Source organism: Terrabacter lapilli, from assembly GCF_039531305.1.
In the GTDB taxonomy this organism is placed as follows: domain Bacteria; phylum Actinomycetota; class Actinomycetes; order Actinomycetales; family Dermatophilaceae; genus Terrabacter; species Terrabacter lapilli.
The window spans coordinates 221,451-238,070 of record NZ_BAAAPU010000011.1; the positions used below are offsets into that span (position 1 = coordinate 221,451).

General features: G+C 71.9%; 19 protein-coding genes. 10 read left to right on the forward strand and 9 right to left on the reverse strand.

The genetic code is table 11. The annotated features are described in order from the left end of the window. Positions 1 to 4: 4 nt before the first annotated feature. Positions 5 to 2,440, reverse strand: a complete 2,436-nt coding sequence (locus tag ABD241_RS18600; protein ID WP_344066265.1) for a transglycosylase domain-containing protein — start codon at positions 2,438 to 2,440, stop codon at positions 5 to 7. A 287-nt stretch (positions 2,441 to 2,727) separates the two neighbouring features. Here ABD241_RS18600 and ABD241_RS18605 point away from each other — a divergent pair, with 287 nt between their 5' ends. Further along, positions 2,728 to 3,027, forward strand: coding sequence for a WhiB family transcriptional regulator (locus ABD241_RS18605; protein WP_425580828.1), 300 nt, complete (start codon positions 2,728 to 2,730; stop codon positions 3,025 to 3,027). A 120-nt stretch (positions 3,028 to 3,147) separates the two neighbouring features. Here ABD241_RS18605 and bagB read toward each other — a convergent pair whose 3' ends face one another. The 5 genes from bagB to ABD241_RS18630 all read right to left on the reverse strand — a co-directional run bounded on the left by bagB (position 3,148) and on the right by ABD241_RS18630 (position 7,395). Continuing rightward, complete coding sequence (bagB, locus tag ABD241_RS18610) at positions 3,148 to 4,323, reverse strand: ArsA family ATPase (protein ID WP_344066268.1); 1,176 nt, start codon at positions 4,321 to 4,323, stop codon at positions 3,148 to 3,150. Then, a complete protein-coding gene (gene bagA, locus ABD241_RS18615; RefSeq protein ID WP_344066271.1) occupies positions 4,320 to 5,360 on the reverse strand; it encodes an ATPase BagA in 1,041 nt (346 codons plus the stop codon). Before bagA ends, bagB begins: the two co-directional genes overlap by 4 nt. A gap of 137 nt (positions 5,361 to 5,497) precedes the next feature. Continuing rightward, positions 5,498 to 5,938, reverse strand: coding sequence for a hypothetical protein (locus tag ABD241_RS18620; protein ID WP_344066273.1), 441 nt, complete (start codon positions 5,936 to 5,938; stop codon positions 5,498 to 5,500). Between the two features lie 18 nt (positions 5,939 to 5,956). Further along, positions 5,957 to 6,334, reverse strand: a complete 378-nt coding sequence (locus tag ABD241_RS18625; RefSeq protein ID WP_344066276.1) for a hypothetical protein — start codon at positions 6,332 to 6,334, stop codon at positions 5,957 to 5,959. Positions 6,335 to 6,645: 311 nt separating this feature from the next. Further along, entirely contained in the window at positions 6,646 to 7,395 is a 750-nt protein-coding gene (locus ABD241_RS18630) for an alpha/beta hydrolase family protein (protein WP_344066280.1), read from the reverse strand. 82 nt (positions 7,396 to 7,477) lie between these two features. Here ABD241_RS18630 and sp36 point away from each other — a divergent pair, with 82 nt between their 5' ends. The 5 genes from sp36 to ABD241_RS18655 are packed head-to-tail and all read left to right on the forward strand — an operon-like array spanning position 7,478 to position 10,450. Then, positions 7,478 to 7,633 (forward strand): Sp36 family protein, encoded by a 156-nt coding sequence (gene sp36, locus ABD241_RS18635; RefSeq protein WP_142179199.1) that lies wholly within the window; start codon positions 7,478 to 7,480, stop codon positions 7,631 to 7,633. Between the two features lie 14 nt (positions 7,634 to 7,647). Beyond that, entirely contained in the window at positions 7,648 to 8,112 is a 465-nt protein-coding gene (locus ABD241_RS18640; protein WP_142182177.1) for an Atu1372/SO_1960 family protein, read from the forward strand. Between the two features lie 5 nt (positions 8,113 to 8,117). Then, complete coding sequence (locus ABD241_RS18645) at positions 8,118 to 8,993, forward strand: NUDIX hydrolase (RefSeq protein WP_344066286.1); 876 nt, start codon at positions 8,118 to 8,120, stop codon at positions 8,991 to 8,993. Between the two features lie 38 nt (positions 8,994 to 9,031). Beyond that, positions 9,032 to 9,787 carry an MBL fold metallo-hydrolase gene (locus ABD241_RS18650; RefSeq protein ID WP_344066986.1) on the forward strand — a complete coding sequence of 252 codons (756 nt, stop codon included), beginning with the start codon at positions 9,032 to 9,034 and terminating at the stop codon, positions 9,785 to 9,787. Positions 9,788 to 9,790: 3 nt separating this feature from the next. Next, positions 9,791 to 10,450 carry a nucleoside/nucleotide kinase family protein gene (locus ABD241_RS18655; RefSeq protein ID WP_344066289.1) on the forward strand — a complete coding sequence of 220 codons (660 nt, stop codon included), beginning with the start codon at positions 9,791 to 9,793 and terminating at the stop codon, positions 10,448 to 10,450. Between the two features lie 12 nt (positions 10,451 to 10,462). Here the strand turns inward: ABD241_RS18655 and ABD241_RS18660 are convergent, their stop codons facing one another. The 3 genes from ABD241_RS18660 to gntA all read right to left on the reverse strand — a co-directional run bounded on the left by ABD241_RS18660 (position 10,463) and on the right by gntA (position 12,930). Then, positions 10,463 to 11,140: a cyclic nucleotide-binding domain-containing protein gene (locus tag ABD241_RS18660; protein ID WP_142182183.1), complete on the reverse strand. Its 678-nt coding sequence runs from the start codon at positions 11,138 to 11,140 to the stop codon at positions 10,463 to 10,465. Positions 11,141 to 11,266: 126 nt separating this feature from the next. Then, the gene (locus tag ABD241_RS18665; protein WP_344066295.1) at positions 11,267 to 11,953 is read right to left on the reverse strand and encodes a DUF1989 domain-containing protein; all 687 of its coding nucleotides are present in this window, start codon (positions 11,951 to 11,953) and stop codon (positions 11,267 to 11,269) included. Continuing rightward, a complete protein-coding gene (gene gntA / locus ABD241_RS18670) occupies positions 11,950 to 12,930 on the reverse strand; it encodes a guanitoxin biosynthesis heme-dependent pre-guanitoxin N-hydroxylase GntA (protein ID WP_344066298.1) in 981 nt (326 codons plus the stop codon). Before gntA ends, ABD241_RS18665 begins: the two co-directional genes overlap by 4 nt. Positions 12,931 to 13,156: 226 nt before the next feature. Between gntA and nth the strand changes: the two genes are divergently transcribed. The 4 genes from nth to ABD241_RS18690 are packed head-to-tail and all read left to right on the forward strand — an operon-like array spanning position 13,157 to position 16,562. Further along, the gene (gene nth / locus ABD241_RS18675; RefSeq protein WP_344066989.1) at positions 13,157 to 13,816 is read left to right on the forward strand and encodes an endonuclease III; all 660 of its coding nucleotides are present in this window, start codon (positions 13,157 to 13,159) and stop codon (positions 13,814 to 13,816) included. Continuing rightward, entirely contained in the window at positions 13,813 to 14,559 is a 747-nt protein-coding gene (locus tag ABD241_RS18680) for an NUDIX hydrolase (protein WP_344066301.1), read from the forward strand. Before nth ends, ABD241_RS18680 begins: the two co-directional genes overlap by 4 nt. After that, on the forward strand, positions 14,556 to 15,758 hold the full coding sequence (locus ABD241_RS18685) for a MarP family serine protease (RefSeq protein ID WP_344066304.1): 1,203 nt from the start codon (positions 14,556 to 14,558) through the stop codon (positions 15,756 to 15,758). Before ABD241_RS18680 ends, ABD241_RS18685 begins: the two co-directional genes overlap by 4 nt. A gap of 3 nt (positions 15,759 to 15,761) precedes the next feature. Continuing rightward, a complete protein-coding gene (locus ABD241_RS18690) occupies positions 15,762 to 16,562 on the forward strand; it encodes a GNAT family N-acetyltransferase (RefSeq protein ID WP_344066307.1) in 801 nt (266 codons plus the stop codon). Positions 16,563 to 16,620 lie beyond the last annotated feature (58 nt).

A 16,620-nucleotide genomic window follows, 5' to 3' on the forward strand; every position in this document is an offset into this window, starting at 1 on the left:
CGGGCTATGGCTTGCCGGGCTTCCCGGGCTTGCCGGGTTTGCCCTTGCCGGTCCCCGTGGTGGTCCCGGTGGTGGTGCCGCCTCCGCTCGGAGGAGGCACCGTCGTCTGCGGCTGGGGCAACGCCTGCCGTGAGCCGCCGCGGGAGGTGTAGATCGTGATGAACGTGCCGCTCGGCGCCTGGCCCCAGGGGGAGGTTCCGGCGACGAGCCCGCTCGGCACGGAGGAGCTCATCGTTCCGCCGACCGCGGCGGGGTAGCCGGCGGCCTGCAGGGTCGAGATCGCCTGCCCGACGCTCATGCCCGTGACGCCGGGAACGGTGCCCGGAGGGGTCTGGCCTCCACCGGTGGTGAACTTCGCGGACGGCTCGGGGAAGGTCACCTGGGGCAACCCCTCCGAGGCGCGGTTCATGATGGCCTTCCAGATCGGCGCCGCGATCGCCGCACCGTGCATCACGGGGTAGAACTGGCCACCGACGGTGACGTTCTTCATGACGCGCGTGATGGGGTCGTAGGGCGTGCCCACCCACACGGCGGTCACGAGCTGCGGCGTGTAGCCGACGAACCAGGACTCGTTGTTGTTGTTGGCCGTACCGGTCTTGCCGGCGGACTGGCGCTTGCCGTCGTCGAGCTGGTTCCGGACGCCGGAACCGTTGGTCATGTTGTACTCGAGGAACTTGTCCGTGGCGTGCACGACGTCGGGGTCGACGACCTGCGTGCAGGGGCTGGCCGGGAGGGCGATGTTGCGGTTGCCCTGGGTGATCTTCGTGATCGCGACCATGGGGCACTTCTTGCCGCTCGCGGCGAGGACGCCGTACGCGTGGGCGACGCCCTGCGGGGAGACGTCCGAGGCGCCGAGGATGTACTGCGGGGCGTACTTGCCGACCGGCTGGCCGTCGGACTGGTGCAGCCCGAGGCGCAGCATGGTGTCGCGCACCTTGCACCCGCCGAGCTGCTGGGCCAGTGCGACGAACGCCGTGTTGGTCGACAGGGCGGTCGCCTTCATCAGGCTGATGTTGCCGCCGGGCCAGTAGGTGTCGTTGTCGACGTCCCAGACGCCGCCCGGGCCGCATCCGCCGGGGAAGTCACCCGGCCGGTAGGCCGCCATCTGGCCGTTCCCGGCGCGCTTGGCGTTGACGCTCGCGTCGAGCTTCATGCCCGACTCCATGGCCGTCACGAGCGCGAAGGCCTTGGCCGTCGAGCCGAACTGGAAGCCGCCGGAGCCGCCGTACTTCTTGTCGAGGGCCCAGTTGATCCCGGTCTTGCCCTGGGTCTCCTTGTCGACGGTGTATGCCGTGTTCTGGGCGAACGCGAGCACCTTCCCGGTGTTGGGGTCGGCGACGTAGGCGGCGGCCCCGATCCGGGCGTCGTTGCCGATCGGCACCTTCTGGGTGATCTCGGTCTGCGCGTACTGCTGCAGCTTGGGGTCGAGGGTGGTCGTGATCGTCACGCCGCCGCGGTAGAGCAGGCGCTTGCGCTCCTCGAGCGTCTTGCCGAGCTGCGGCATCGCGAGGGCGTAGTTGACGATGAAGTCGCACCAGTAGGGGTAGGGCGAGGCGAGGCAGGTGCTCTTGGGCTGCTGGACGCGCATGTCCTGCTTCAGCGTGCGCTTCTTGGCGGCGAGCCACTGCTTGTCGGTGATGCGGCCGAGCTCGTGCATGCGGTCGAGGACGACGTTGCGCCGGGCGACCGCGCGCTGCGGGAAGTTGACCGGGTCGGTGGTGCCCGGGTTCTGGGTGAGGCCGGCCAGGAGCGCGGCCTGCGACAGGCTCAGCTGCGAGGCGTGGACACTGAAGTAGTGCATGGACGCGGCCTCGACGCCGTAGGCGCGGTCGCCGTAGTAGACGAGGTTGAGGTAGCCCTCCAGGATCTGGTCCTTGGTGAGCTTCTTCTCCAGGGTGATCGCGTACTTCAGCTCCTTGAGCTTGCGCATGTAGTCCTTCTTGACGGCCTCGGCCGCCGCCTCCTTGTTGCCGGAGTTGAGCGCGGAGTACTGGAGCGAGATCTTGACGTACTGCTGCGTGAGCGAGGAGGCGCCGGAGGTCGTGGCGCCGCTGCGGAGGTTGCCGATCGCGGCGCGCATCACACCCTGCAGGTCGACGCCGCCGTGCTCGTAGAAGCGGTGGTCCTCGATCGCGACCTGGGCCTCGCGCATGATCGGCGCGATCTTGCTCAGCGGCACGATGGTGCGGTTCTGCTCCTGCGGCGTCGCGATGACGGTGCCGTCGGCGGCCAGGATGCGGGAGGTCTGGGCCAGCGGGTCGGTCGTGAACTCGCTCGGGAGCTCGTTGAACACGTCGACGCCGCTGCGGGCGAGGGCCCCCGTGGCGCCCACTGCGGGCATCGCCAGGCCGGCGGCGAGCAGACCGAGCACCAGCGCGGACGCGAGGAACGCGCCGAGCAGGCTGATGACGCCACCGATCGAGGTCGTGCGTGAAGACATGGGCCAAGGGTAACCGCACACCATATGCCCGCTGGTTCCCCGCGCGGGGCGGATCGCCCCGGTTGCGGCCCTGTGTCCCAGTTGCGGCGCTGGGTGATCACCTCCATCCCCCCGGGGTGACTAGTCATCGCGCCATCGAAATGGTCCATAGAGGCTATGTCCGACGGAGGGTCCACGCTCCTAATGTCTCCTTTGGGTCTTGGGGGACCCGATGGCCAGGACCGGTGGGACGGTCCAGCGGCCGGCTCGGATGTCATGGGAGGCGCCGGGCGGGGAGGGGTAGTGCAATGAGTGCAGTCGTGATGGTGGACCCGTGGGTCGACGAGTGGGCCAGCCAGGCCAAGTGCTCCGGCCAGGATCCTGATGCGCTGTTCGTCAGGGGCAAGGCGCAGCACGATGCGAAGGCCGTCTGCAAGACGTGTCCGGTCCTCGCTCAGTGCCTGGCGGAGGCTCTCGACAACAGGACCGAGTTCGGTGTCTGGGGAGGGATGACCGAGCGCGAGCGCCGGGCCCTGCTGCGCAAGCGCCCCGACATCACGTCCTGGAAGTCCGCCCTCAAGGCGGGTATGGCAGCACAGGCCAAGTAGCAGCTCCAGCAGGCCGAGCAAGTCGTGTAGGTACGGAGCGGGAAGACCGGTCGAACAGACTGCCGGTCGCCGCGCCGCACCACATCACACGAGCGCGGGGTCGTGACCACCGAGGGTGTGTCACGACCCCGCGAGCGCGTTCCCGATCTCTCGCAGGCCCTCGAGGTCGTGGACGTCCCGCCCGAGGGCGGGCACCTGCACCACGGGTATGCCGGGGTGTGACCGTGAGAAGCGGTCGGCGAGCTCGCGCTGTCGCTCGCTCGTCGTCACCAGGGCGGCGTGCAGGCGCAGGAGCCCGGCCGCGTTGTCGGCCGACTTGGGGCCGTCGCCCTCCTCGAGGTGCTCGGCGGCGGCGAGGGCCCGCGACGGGGTGACCCCGCTCGCCGAGACGCGACCCATCCGGTTGACGACGAGGCCGGCGAGCGGCATGCCGTCTGCCTCGAGCCGGTCGACGAAGTAGGACGCCTCGCGCAGCGCGTCGCGCTCCGGGGCCGCCACGACGAGGAAGGCCGTGCCGCGCTCGGAGAGCAGGCGGTAGGTCTCGTCGGCGCGCTCGCGGAAGCCGCCGAACATCGTGTCGAGGGCGTTGACGAACGTCTGCACGTCGGACAGCATCTGGCCGCCGAGGATCTTCGTCATCGTGGACGTGACCAGCTGTATGCCGCCGGCGAAGACCTTGAGGCCCGCCCGGCCGCCCGCCTTGGCCGGGGCCGTGAGCAGGCGGATGAAGCGACCGTCGAGGAAGCTGCCGAGCCGGTTGGGGGCGTCGAGGAAGTCGAGCGCCGAGCGGGACGGCGGCGTGTCGACGACGATGAGGTCCCATGGCGCCTCGGGAGTGCCGGCGCTCGCCTTGAGCTGGCCGAGCTTCTCCATCGCCATGTACTCCTGCGTGCCGGCGAAGGAGCTGCTCACCGCCTGGTAGAAGGGGTTGGCGAGGATCTGCTGGGCCTTGTCCGGGTCGGAGTGGGCGATCACGACCTCGTCGAAGGTCCGCTTCATGTCGAGCATCATCGCGTGCAGGCTGCCGCCGGCGCTGGTGTCGATGCCGGCGACGGGACGCGGGGTGTTGTCGAGCTCGGTCAGGCCGAGGGACTGCGCGAGGCGCCGCGCCGGGTCGATCGTGAGGACGACGACCTTGCGCCCGGACTCGGCGGCCCGCAGCCCGAGGGCGGCGGCCGTGGTGGTCTTGCCGACGCCGCCGGAGCCGCAGCAGACGACGATCTGGGTGGCGGGGTCGTCGACGAGGGAGTCGACGTCGAGTGCAGGCGGCGTTGCCGAGGCCGCGGTCGGGCTCATGCCTGGACCGCCTCGTGGACCGCCGCCCCGCTGAAGAGGGGCGCGAGGTGGATGGCGAGCTCTCGGATGGAGCCTGCGTCGACGCCTCCGGGCAGTGCGGGCAGCTGCACGATGGGCAGGCCGGTGGCCTCGAGGAGGGCGAGCTGCTCCCGCTCGAGGTCGATGCGCTGGGCGTGGTCGCGCGCCTCGTCGAGGAGTCCGTCGACGAGCTCGGGCGTCACGCGGATGCCGGCCTCGGTCAGCTGGGTGCGGATGGAGGCCTTGTGCAGCCGCCCCGCCCGGGCCTGCTCGAGGGCGAGGTCGTCGAGCAGGGGCTCGCGGACCATGTTGACGATGATGGCGCCCGGACGCAGCGACTTGGAGCGCAGCTCGTCGATGGCGTCGAGGGTCTCCTGCACCGGCATCTCCTCGAGGAGCGTCACCAGGTGGACGACCGTCTGCTCCGACTCGAGCAGCCGGGTGATGGAGCCGGCCTGGGAGGCGATGGGGCCGACCCGGGCGAGGTCTGCCACCTCGGAGTTGACCGAGAGGAAGCGGCCGATGCGGCCGGTCGGCGGGGCGTCGAGGACGATGCCGTCGTAGACGGGGGCCGCCTCGCCCTTGTGCCGCCCGTCGCGTCGTCGCCGGTTCGCCTCGTAGATCTTGCCGATGAGCAGGACGTCGCGCACACCGGGCGCGATGGTGGTGGCGAAGTCGATGGCGCCGAACTTCTCGAGCAACTTCCCGGCGCGGCCGAGCTTGTAGAACATCTGGAGGTACTCCAGCAGCGCGGCCTTGGCGTCGATCGAGAGGCCGACGATCTCGCCGCCACCGGCCAGGCGCAGGATCCGGGTCTCCTCGGTGCCGAGCGGCGCGACGTCGAAGGTCTGGCTGATGCCCTGCCGGCTCTCGACCTCGGTGAGCAGGATCCGACCCGGCCGCGAGGCGAGCGCGAGGGCGATGGCCGAGGCGACGGTCGTCTTGCCCGTGCCGCCCTTGCCCGTGACGACGTGCAGTCGCGCTCGCGCCCAGGGTGCGGCGCTCGGGTCCGTCGTCACGTGTCCCACCTTAGGCGGGCCGCCGTCGGAGGTCGCCGCGGCCCACTGCCTGCCCACGGTCTACCTCCGCTGGTTCGAGGTGATCCCGGCGGGAGGGACCGCCCGTGATCACCTCGAACCGTGCACCGGCGGATGGGTCAGGCGGCTGACGAGCCGAGCATGGCGTGTCCCTGCACGACCTGCGCCATGAACTCCTCGGTGTGGACCCGGAGCCCCACCAGGTCGATGCGCAGGGCACGGTCGCCGCGCAGGACGAGGGCGTTCGAGCGCAGGTTGTCGGCGGAGACGGCAAGGGCGCGCCGGTGCTGGACACCGTCGATCTCCACCGTGAGGCCGTTGCGCCACCGGACGTCGAGGTAGCAGCGGCCGGAGTCGGTCTGCACGAGGACCTGCCGATCGGGCTCCGGCAGTCCTCGCTCACGGCAGAGGCGGGCGAAGTCGAGCTCGCCGAGCGACTGCACCCCGAGTGCGATGTCGCGGACGACGCCCTTGACGAACGCGCGGCGCCGACGACCGTGCAGGACCCCGGTCGCGTGCAGCAGCTGCCCCGGCGTCGCGAGGCGCTGCTGCACGGTCATCACGAGGACGAGCGCCGCCTACCGGTCGCTCACCGCCCAGTGCGCCGCGCGCAGGGCGGCCACCGCGGGCCGAGTCCGCGGGATACCCACCGGCACCGTCTCACCCGGCACGCGTCGGATGACCTTGTGTGCCGAGACCCCGGAGGGCCACACGACGCGCGCCGTGTGGACGACAGAGCAGTGGATGGCCGGCTCGTCGAAGTGTTGGAGCCCGGCGACCTGGAGCGCAGTGACCCCGTCGAGCACCGCCACGTCGGGCCCGATCTCCCATACGGCCCGCCACAGCTGCTCCTCGCGCGTCAGAGGCCGGGTGTGCACCGCCACCGTGGCGTCCCCGTGCAGGGCCCACCGCTCGGCGTGGACCTCCGAGGCGACATGGTTGCGCTGGATCCCCACGCGCCGAAGCATCGCCCGCGAGACCACGCCGCCGTGCTGTTCCGCAAGCTCACGTGCGATGCGCCGCCGTTCCGGACCTCTCATGCCGTCGACCGTCGCGCTCACGCTGGTGGGAGGCGAGCGGCATACGCACGCTGGGGACGAGTGGGCGCCCGACTGCGGGGGTGTGGACAACCGGTTCGAGGTGATGACGGCGAGGAAACGGTCCCAAGATCACCTCGAATCGCTGGGGCCTCAGCCGGTTCGAGGTGATGACGGCGAGCAGGAGGGCCCCGAGATCACCTCGAACCGCTGGGGTAGGGCCCCGGCGGTCAGGGGCTCGTGGGCAGCAGCGAGCGGACCGCCGAGAGAACGAGCTCGAAGGCCGGGGACGTCGGGTCGATGACGGCCATGTGGTCGGTGCCGGGCACGACCTGCACCGCCACGTCTCCACCGGCCGCGGTCGCCTCGGAGACGTAGGCGTCGGCCACCTCAGGGGGCACCGTGTCGTCGTCCGCGCCGTTGACCAGGCGCACCGGCACCTTCGGGGGCAGCGTCGACATGGGGTCGGCCGACGTCCACGCCGCCGAGCCGGGCCCGGTGCCCACGAACTCCCGTGCCGCGTCGGACCCCAGGTGCAGCCGGTCCGAGGCGCCGAGGTCGACCACCCCGGCCAGCGACACGGCGCCGACGACACCGCGCTCGGCGGCCCACGGCTGCCCCGCCACCCACGTCACGAGGTGGCCACCCGCGGAGTGGCCCACCAGGACGAGCGGTTTCGGCAGGTCCGGCTGCTCGGCCACCGCCGCGAGGAGGGCGCGCACGTCGTCGAGGGTCCCGGGGACGCCGCCACCCGGCATACCTGCTCGGCGGTACTCCGCCAGAGCCACGTGGAAGCCCGCGGCCGCGAAGGCGCGCGCCTCCGGGAGGGCGTGCTCCCGGTCGTATGCCTTGCGCCAGAAGCCGCCGTGCACGACGACCACGGTGACGCCCACCTGTGGAGCCCCGGCGGCGGGCAGCAGGACGTCGTAGACCTGCGCCGGGTCGCTGCCGTAGGTGCGGGTCTGCGGGCTGCTCGTCATGGGCGACATGGTGCCAGCCGGGTGTCACCGCGGCGGGACGCGCTCGTCGGGAGGCGCCTCGCGCGCTGAGTAGGGTGAGGCCATGACCCAGTGGGAATACCTCACCGCACCGCTCCTGATCCACAACACCAAGCAGATCCTCGACAACTTCGGGGCCGACGGCTGGGAGCTCGTCCAGATCGTCAACGGGCCCGACGGCACGAGCCTCGTCGCCTACTTCAAGCGCCCGAAGTCCTGAGGAGCCGCCGCACCATGTCTGCTGTCGAAGACCGCCTGTCCGAGCTCGGCCTCACCGTTCCCGACGTCGTGCCGCCCGTCGCCGCGTACGTCCCCGTCGTCCGCGAGGGCGACCTCGTCTTCACCTCGGGCCAGCTCCCGATGGTCGACGGTTCGCTCCCGGCGACCGGCAAGGTCGGCGCCGAGGTCGACGCCGACGCCGCCAAGGCGCTCGCCGAGACGTGCGCCCTCAACGCGATCGCCGCGATCAAGTCCGAGATCGGCGACCTCGACTCGGTGACCCGCGTCGTCAAGGTCGTCGGCTTCGTGGCGTCCGACCCGTCCTTCACCGGCCAGCCGGCCGTCGTCAACGGCGCGAGTGAGCTGCTCGTGAAGGCGTTCGGCGACAAGGGGATCCACGCCCGGTCGGCCGTGGGCGTCGCTGCACTGCCGCTGGACGCGCCGGTCGAGGTCGAGGTCATCGTCTCCGTCGCGAGGTGACGACGATGGGCCGCCGGTTCCCGCTGACCACGACGCCCGGCATCGCCGACGCGGCCACCCGCTGGCTGGCCGGCGAGCGCTGGGCCGAGGCGAGGCCCCGTCGCGCGAGCACCGTGATGCTCGTGCGCGACGGCGCCTCGGGGCCGGAGGTCTTCATGCTCCGGCGCGTGTCCGCCATGGAGTTCGCGCCGAGCATGATGGTCTTCCCCGGCGGCGGTGTCGACGAGCGTGACGGCGAGCCGAACCTGCCCTGGGCGGGACCGTCGCCGTCGGACTGGGCTGTGCGGCTTGGCTGCTCGCCCTCCGACGCGCAGATGTTCGTCGCCGCAGCGGTGCGCGAGGTCTTCGAGGAGTGCGGCGTCCTGCTCGCCGGCCCGTCGGCCGACGGGCCGCTGGCAGATGTCACCGGGCCCGAGTGGACCGACGTCCGCGAAGCGCTCGTCGACCGGCGGGCCTCGCTCGACGAGGTCCTGCACGAGAGAGCTCTCGTGCTGCGTTCCGACCTCGTCGTGGCCAAGGCGCACTGGCTCACGCCGGTCTTCGAGCCGCGCCGCTACGACACGTGGTTCTTCGCGGCACTCATGCCCCCCGCCCAGGTCGCGGACGGTGCCACCACGGAGGCCGACCACGCCGACTGGTTCGTCCCGTCGAAGCTGCTGGAGGCGTATGCCGTCGGGTCGGCCCTCATGCTGCCCCCGACCGTCGTGTGCGTGGAGCAGATCGCCGAGGCGCGTTGTGCCGCAGACGTGGTCGTGCACAGCGATGCGCTGCCGCTCGTGATGCCGCGGGTCGTGTCGGACCCCGACGGCGCGGCCATCGAGATCGTCGAGGTGGTCGACGGGATGGTCGACGGAGTGGTCGACGAGGTGCCGCCGCGGTGAAGGGGGCTGCGGCGGACCCGAGCTGGCACGGCGGCGTCATGACCGAGCGCGCCGAGTGCGTGCTGTGCCCCAACCCGTCCCCGATGACCTTGGACGGGACCAACACCTGGCTGCTCGCCGAGCCCGGGTCCGAGGACGTCGTCGTCGTCGACCCGGGCCCGCTGGACGAGAGCCACCTGCAGGACGTCCTCCGCCGCGTCACCGACTCGGGACGACGGGTGGCCCTCACCCTGCTCACCCACGGGCACGACGACCACGCCGAGAGCGCTCGACGCTTCGCCGAGCTGACGGGCGCGCCGGTGCGCGGCTTCGGCCGCGGCCACGACGACCTGAGGGCGGGGGAGACCATCACCGTCGGCGGCCTCGAGGTCCTCGCCGTCGAGACGCCGGGGCACACGAGCGACTCGTTCTCGTTCGTGCTGCCCGCGGACAACACCCTCCTGACCGGCGACACCGTGCTCGGCCGCGGCACCACCGTCGTGGCGTGGCCGGACGGCAGCCTCGAGGCCTACCTCACCTCGCTCGAGCGCATCGAGGCCCTGACCCGGGCCGGTGAGGTGACGAGCCTGCTCCCGGGACACGGACCGTTCGTCGCCGACGCCGCGGCCACCGTCACCTTCTACCTGCAGCACCGCGCCGAACGGCTGGAGCAGGTGCGCGAGGCGGTCTCCCGAGGTGCGCAGACGGCATACGCGGTCGTCGAGCAGGCCTATGCCGACGTGCCGCGCAGCGTGTGGCCGGCCGCGGAGCTGTCGGTGCAGGCCCAGCTCGAGTACCTCCGCACCCACCCCTGAACCATGGATGCCGGCATCGAGGCCCTGGCCGCAGCCGCCGTCGCGCTGGTCGCTGACCGTCGCCGGGTCGTCCTGGGCATCGCCGGTGCTCCCGGGGCGGGCAAGTCGACCCTTGCCGAGGGGCTCGTGCGTGCCGTCGCTGCCGCCACGGGCGACGACTGGGTGGCGCACGTGCCGATGGACGGCTTCCACCTCGCCGACGTGCAGCTCGACCGGCTGGGAGCCTTGTCCCGCAAGGGCGCTCCCGACACCTTCGACGCCGACGGCTACGCCCACCTGCTCCACCGAGTCGTCGCCGAGCCGGACTCGTGGGTGTATGCGCCGGGCTTCGACCGCACGCTGGAGCAGCCGCTCGCCGCGGCCGTGGTCGTGCCCCCGTCGGCGCGGCTCGTGGTCACGGAGGGCAACTACCTGCTGCTGCCCGAGGAGGGGTGGGAGCGTGCCCGGGCGCAGCTGGCCGAGGTGTGGTTCGTGGCGCGCGACGACGAGCTACGTCGGGCCAGGCTGGTCGAGCGGCACGTGACGTTCGGCAAGAGCCCCGCAGCGGCACTCGCCTGGGTGGAGCAGGGCGACGAGGCGAATGCGGTCGCGGTGGCGGCCACGGCCGATCGCGCCGACCGCGTGGTCGTCAACGGCCCGGACGGGTGGATCCTCGCAGGCTGAGGAGAGCCCGGCTCAGCGGGCGCGGCGCTTGAGCCGCTCGACGTCCTGGAGCAGCACGGCCCGAGCCTCGAGGCGCAGCCAGCCGCGCGTCGCGAAGTCGGCCAGCGCCTTGTTGACCGTCTCGCGCGAGGCGCCGACGAGCTGGGCCAGCTCCTCCTGGGTCAGGTCGTGGGAGACCATGATGCCGCCCTCGACGGGGCGTCCGAAGCGCTCGGACAGGTCGAGCAGCGCCTTGGCGACGCGGCCGGGAACGTCGGTGAAGACGAGGTCGGCGAGGTGCGCGTTGGTGCGGCGCAGGCGCTGGGCCAGGGCGGCCAGCAGGGCCTTGGAGACCTCGGGGCGGCCGGTGAGGATCGCGGTGAGCGAGTCGTTGCCGAGGCCGAGCAGCTGGGTCTCGGCGACGGCGGTGGCCGTCATCGTGCGGGGGCCGGGGTCGAAGAGGCTGAGCTCGCCGAACATCTCGCCGGGGCCGAGGATCGCCACGAGGTTCTCGCGGCCGTCGGGGCTGCGGCGACCGAGCTTGATCTTGCCCTCGGCGATGACGTAGAGCGTGTCGCCGCGGTCGCCCTCGTGGAAGAGCACGTCTCCGCGCTCCATGTGCGACCGGCTCATCTCGGACTGCAGGGCGGAGGCCGCCTCGTCGTCCAGAGCCTTGAACAGGGGCGCACGCCTCACCACGTCGAGATCCACGGGGTCAGTGTGCCACGTGGTGCGCGCGGATGCCCCGGCACCACGGGCAGTCCGGGACACGCGTCGAGATGCCCGCTTCGAGAAGGGCGTCCGCGTCTGCTCGCGTCCGGGTCAGTCGTCCTCGCCTCAGTCGTCGATGCGGTAGTCGATGGGCTTGCACACGCCGTTGTTGGACTTCTCGGCCGAGCACGCGGTGAGCCCGACGACGAGGTCGGCCTCGGCCTGCAGGACGAAGCGGTCGCCGCCCCGCGAGGTGGGCGGGTCGATGTGGAGCTCGCCGTTCCGCTCGTTCCAGACGTTCATGAAGATGTTGAGCGTCGTCGAGATGCGGTCGGGGTCGACACCGAAGGCCGCCATGTTGGTGGCGAGGTTCTCGAAGCAGCTCGGGTGGTAGGCGCCCTCGAACTCGGGGTAGAGCAGGTCGAACGTCTGCTGCGAGCAGGGCGTGAGCAGGATGTCGTGGTGGCCGCAGGTGTCCTCGACGACGGTGGCCATGCGGCGGCTGCGGTTGCTGTAGAGCACCGAGCCGGTCGTGACGGCGGTCGAGTTGGCGTAGTCGATGGTGCGGCCGGAGCTGAACCACTCGTCGCGGTCGTCGTCCATGACGGCGAAGAAGTCGCTGACCTGCTCACCGGTGGGGTCGACCACCGTGAGGCGCTGCCCGGCCCTCAGGAGGAAGGCGGTGCCGGTCTGCGGGGCCAGGCGGGTGAGCTCCATGCCGTCACGGTAGCCGCCGAGCGGTTGGAACACCGGACCGCCGGGGCCGAAGAGGCGGCCGAGGCGGGTGTGCGAGATGTCCTGCGAGATCGTCATCCTTGCTCCCCTGGTTGGTGGTTCGCCTGGTCGGTCGCGTGGTGGCCGAAGGGGCACCTGCTGCCGCTCCCGGCACTGGTGGTGGTGCTGCGGTCCGTGCTGCGGTCCGTGCTGTGGCCCGTGCCGGCGTGGCCGGTCCTGCCGCCGATCCGGGTCGTGGTGCCCGTCGTGTCGGCCTCCGGGTCGACGTGCACCTCGAGCGGGGGCTGCCACCCCGCCGGGTGCTGGCGTCCGGAGTACTGCAGGGCCTCCGTGCTGTCGCCGTGGTCGGCGACCATCGGGTTGACGAACCCCTGCAGGTCGACGTCGCGGCGGCGGATCGTGCTGCGCATGTGGTCGAACCGGCCCTCGGCGCGCAGCTCCTCGAACTGGTCGTGCGGGTTGAACACGAGGGTGGGCAGCGGCGCACGACGCGCCACGCGGGAGGCGGCCGGGTGCAGGCCGACGATGAAGTACGCGGTCCCGCCGGCACTGAAGGCGAAGTGCGGGTCGTTGGGGTCGGTGCCCACCCCGTCGGCCCAGGACTCGTCGTCCGCGTCGTGCAGGCGCTGGAGCAGCTGGAAGAGGGCCGCCTCGAAGGTCGCCTCGTCGGTGGGCACGGGGCCGCGGAAGGTCGCGATGAAGGAGTGGAAGCCCTTCTCGCCCTCGATGTCACCGGCGAAGGCGCGCAGTTGCTCCAGGAGTCGGGCCGGCACGTCCGGGTCGGTCATGTCGTCGAGGACCACGTGGGCGAGGCCGCCGCGCCGGAAGACGGACTTGGCGCCGAGACAGGGGAACTCGGCGTGGGTGACCATGAGCTCGAGGGCCCGGGCGACGTCCTGCTCGGGGGAGCGGGCGAGGTCCATGCCGGCCAGCAGGTCGAGCGTCGACTCCAGCCCGTGCTGGTCGCTCCCCTCGGGGAGGGCCGTGGCAAGGGGAGCAGGCTGCAGCGTCGCCCGGTCCGGCGCCGGGGCATCCATACGGGTTTCCGTGGACATGTCGTACTCCCTCCTGTGCACGCAGCACGTACCCACCTCGGGCCCTCTTTGCTCGAAGGTTGGACACTGTGGGCCCTGTCACGCCCGGCACGAACCGGCCTGACGCAGAGCGGCGGACGGCGTTCGGCGCGACCCAGCGCGGCGGCATACAGTGTCGTGCGTGTCTCCCCGAGCCCTCGTGATCGCCGACGAGTCCCCCGTGGCGCGGACCCGGCGTGCCCGGAAGATGTACCGGCTGCTGCACGAGCGCTACCCGTACGCGCACTGCGAGCTCGACTTCACCAACCCGCTCGAGCTGCTCGTGGCGACGATCCTCTCGGCGCAGACGACGGACGTCGGGGTCAACAAGGTGACGCCGGTCGTCTTCGCGAAGTACCAGTCGGCTGCGGACTACGCCGCCGCGGACCGCACGGAGCTCGAGACGATCATCCAGCCGACCGGCTTCTACCGGAACAAGGCCGACGCGCTGATCAAGCTCGGCATCGCCCTCGTCGAGCGGTTCGACGGCGAGGTCCCCGGCCGGCTCAAGGACCTGGTGACCCTGCCGGGCGTGGGCCGCAAGACGGCGAACGTCGTGCTCGGCAACGCCTTCGACGTGCCGGGCATCACCGTCGACACGCACTTCGGTCGCCTCGTGCGCCGCTTCGGCTGGACCGAGGAGGAGGACCCGGTCAAGGTCGAGCACGAGATCGGGCGCCTCTTCCTGCGTCGCGACTGGACCATGCTCAGCCACGTCGTGATCTTCCACGGCCGCCGCACCTGCCACGCCAAGAGGCCCGCGTGCGGCGCCTGCCCCGTCGCGCGGCTGTGCCCGAGCTACGGCGTCGGTGAGACCGACCCGGACAAGGCGGCGAAGCTCCTGAAGTACGAGCTGGCACCCAAGTGACGAAGGTCGTCAGCGGCATCGCGTATGCCGGCCCGTCGGGCGCCATCGAGCCGTCCCCCGTGCTCGACGGGGCGAGGGCGCCGCGACCGGCGTGGATCGACGACGTGGCGGTGCGGCTCGAGAGCGTGGCGCCGCAGTACTTCTCGCGGTTCCTGCCGCCCGAGGAGGGTGGCCGGGAGTCGGCCGTCCTCATCCTCTTCGGCCCGCCGCCTGCCGGGGCCGAGGACGACGGGGAGCACGTCGTGCTCATCGAACGTTCACACACCATGCGGACGCAGCCGGCCCAGATCGCCTTCCCCGGTGGGTCCCGCGACCCCGAGGACGACGACCTCGTGGCCACCGCCCTGCGCGAGGCGCAGGAGGAGACCGGGGTCGACCCTGCCGGTGTCGACGTCGTCGCCCAGCTGCCCTCGCTCTTCCTCGCACCGGCCCAGTTCGTCGTCGCCCCCGTGCTCGGCTGGTGGGCCGACCCCTCGCCGATCGGGGTCCGCGACCCGCGTGAGGTGCACGACGTGCTCTCCGTGCCGGTCTCGCACCTCGTCGCCCCGTCGACGCGGTTCTCCGTGACCCACCCCTCCGGCTACGTCGGCCCCGGCTTCGACCTCGACCACCTGTTCCTCTGGGGCTTCACCGCCGGACTGCTCAGCAGCGTCCTCGAGCTCGCCGGCCTGTCGCAGCCGTGGGATGCGAACGTCACGCGGCCGCTGCCCGAGCGGTTCCTGCGACAGGGGAGGCGGGCATGACCGGCAGCAACCTGCTCGACTTCGTCCTCGTGCTCCTCCTGCTCGCGTATGCCGTCTCCGGCTTCCGCCAGGGGCTGATCCAGAGCGTGTGCTCGCTCGTCGGGTTCTTCGCCTTCGCGATGTTCGCCGTGTGGCAGCTGCCCGGGATCCTGGCCCGGTGGCCGGCGGTGGCGAGCGACGACCGGACTCGCGTGCTCGTGCTGGTGGCGGGTGTCGTGGGCTTCGGCTGGCTGGGCCAGTTCCTCGGCAGCCTGCTCGGTGCACGCATACGGCGGCACGTCGGGCAGACGTCGCTGCGCCGCCTCGACTCGGCGCTCGGCGCGGTCGTCGTGGCCCTCGCGGCGAGCCTCATCGTCTGGTTCATCGGCGGGGCGCTGCGCACGGCCGGCAACCCGACCCTCTCCAAGGCGATGGCCGACTCCAAGGTGCTGCAGGTCGTCAACTCGGTCGTGCCCGAGGAGACGGGTCAGGTCTTCGCGGGCTTCCGCGGATTCCTGTCGAGCCAGGGCTTCCCGCAGGTCTTCGGCGGCCTGGCTCCCGAGCCGATCACGCCGGTCCAGCGTCCGGACCCCGCGGTCGCCGACTCGCAGGCGATCCGCGGCGCCGCGCGCTCGGTCGTCAAGGTGACGACGCAGTCGAGCTCGTGCCAGCGCGGGCAGGAGGGCACCGGCTGGGTGCTCCAGCCCGGGCGCATCGTGACCAACGCGCACGTGGTCGCCGGCGCCGACGAGGTCGAGGTCCAGAGCGGGGAGCAGACCCTGCGCGGGCGCGTCGTCGTCTTCGACCCGCGCCGCGACCTGGCCGTCATCAGCGTTCCGGGGCTGCTCGCCCCGCCGCTCCAGCTCGGCGGCGAGCTGCAGCGCGGTGACTCGGCCGCGGTCCCGGGATACCCGCTCGACGGCCCCTACCGCTCCGTCTCGGCCCGCGTCCGGGCGCAGCTCGACGCCCGCGGGTTCGACATCTACAGCCGCGAGCGCGTCGTCCGGCAGATCTACTCGCTCGCCGCCACGGTGCAGCCGGGCAACTCCGGTGGGCCGCTCCTGGACACCAACGGCCGGGTCGTCGGCGTCATCTTCGCCAAGTCGCTGGAGGACGCGACGACCGGCTACGCGCTGACGCTCGCGGAGGCCAGGCCGGTGCTCGACCAGGCTTCGTCGGCAGGCATGGAGGTCAGCACCGGCGCCTGCGTCGCGGGCTGACGCATGCGCATCGACAGCCCGGGGCTGACCACCGACCTCGACCTGCTCCGCCTGCAGGGCTCGACCGTGACCGACCACGGCGACCACCTCGTCGTGCGGACCGACGCCAACCCGACCTTCTGGTGGGGCAACTTCGTCCTCGTGCCCACCGAGGCCCGCGCCACCGAGGTGGACCGGTGGGTGGCCCGCTTCGAGCAGGAGTTCCCCGAGGCGAGGCACCGCGCCATCGCGTTCGCCCTCGCCGGTGGCGACACCGACGCCTGGGCGGGGCACCGCTGGGAGGTGGACGTCGACGTCGACCTCGCGACGACGGACCTGCCCCTGCCCGCGGAGGTGCCACCCGGCATTCCGGCGCTGAGGGCCGGCTCCAGCCCTCGGGCGCTGAGCAGCGACGACGACTGGGAGCAGTCGGCACAGGTCGGCGCACGCGACACGCCGGAGCCCCAGCTCGAGGAGCGTCTCGTCTTCGAGCGCCGGCGAGTGGCCGCGCAGCGCGAGCTCGCCGACTCCGGGCGGGCGCGGTGGTTCGGGGCCTTCGACGGTGACCGGCTCGTGGCGCGGCTCGGCATCGTCCGCCTGGGTGGCCTCGCCCGCTACCAGGACGTCGTGACCCTCGCGAGCCACCGGCGCCGTGGCCTGGCCGGTGCGCTCGTGCGGGCCGCGGGGCAGTGGGCGTTCGAGGACCCGGCCGTCCGGCAGCTCGTCATCGTCGCCGAGGACGGTGGTCCGGCGATCGGGCTCTACCGGCGGGCCGGCTTCGTCGAGGTCGCCCGTCACGTCGGCGTCTCCCGACCTCCTGTCTGACCCCTCGGACGTCGAGTGCCCACGTCCCGGTGGCGGGACGTGGGCACTCGACGTGACG

What these genes read in the sequence shown, in the direction of transcription:
- ABD241_RS18690 (WP_344066307.1), top strand. Translation starts at nt 15,762, where the DNA reads ATGCGCATCGACAGCCCGGGGCTGACCACCGACCTCGACCTGCTCCGC.
- gntA (WP_344066298.1), bottom strand. Translation starts at nt 12,930, where the DNA reads ATGTCCACGGAAACCCGTATGGATGCCCCGGCGCCGGACCGGGCGACG.
- ABD241_RS18630 (WP_344066280.1), bottom strand. Translation starts at nt 7,395, where the DNA reads ATGACGAGCAGCCCGCAGACCCGCACCTACGGCAGCGACCCGGCGCAG.
- ABD241_RS18640 (WP_142182177.1), top strand. Translation starts at nt 7,648, where the DNA reads ATGTCTGCTGTCGAAGACCGCCTGTCCGAGCTCGGCCTCACCGTTCCC.
- ABD241_RS18600 (WP_344066265.1), bottom strand. Translation starts at nt 2,440, where the DNA reads ATGTCTTCACGCACGACCTCGATCGGTGGCGTCATCAGCCTGCTCGGC.
- bagB (WP_344066268.1), bottom strand. Translation starts at nt 4,323, where the DNA reads ATGAGCCCGACCGCGGCCTCGGCAACGCCGCCTGCACTCGACGTCGAC.
- sp36 (WP_142179199.1), top strand. Translation starts at nt 7,478, where the DNA reads ATGACCCAGTGGGAATACCTCACCGCACCGCTCCTGATCCACAACACC.
- nth (WP_344066989.1), top strand. Translation starts at nt 13,157, where the DNA reads ATGTACCGGCTGCTGCACGAGCGCTACCCGTACGCGCACTGCGAGCTC.
- ABD241_RS18645 (WP_344066286.1), top strand. Translation starts at nt 8,118, where the DNA reads ATGGGCCGCCGGTTCCCGCTGACCACGACGCCCGGCATCGCCGACGCG.
- ABD241_RS18655 (WP_344066289.1), top strand. Translation starts at nt 9,791, where the DNA reads ATGGATGCCGGCATCGAGGCCCTGGCCGCAGCCGCCGTCGCGCTGGTC.
- ABD241_RS18685 (WP_344066304.1), top strand. Translation starts at nt 14,556, where the DNA reads ATGACCGGCAGCAACCTGCTCGACTTCGTCCTCGTGCTCCTCCTGCTC.
- ABD241_RS18650 (WP_344066986.1), top strand. Translation starts at nt 9,032, where the DNA reads ATGACCGAGCGCGCCGAGTGCGTGCTGTGCCCCAACCCGTCCCCGATG.
- ABD241_RS18605 (WP_425580828.1), top strand. Translation starts at nt 2,728, where the DNA reads ATGAGTGCAGTCGTGATGGTGGACCCGTGGGTCGACGAGTGGGCCAGC.
- ABD241_RS18665 (WP_344066295.1), bottom strand. Translation starts at nt 11,953, where the DNA reads ATGACGATCTCGCAGGACATCTCGCACACCCGCCTCGGCCGCCTCTTC.
- ABD241_RS18620 (WP_344066273.1), bottom strand. Translation starts at nt 5,938, where the DNA reads ATGACCGTGCAGCAGCGCCTCGCGACGCCGGGGCAGCTGCTGCACGCG.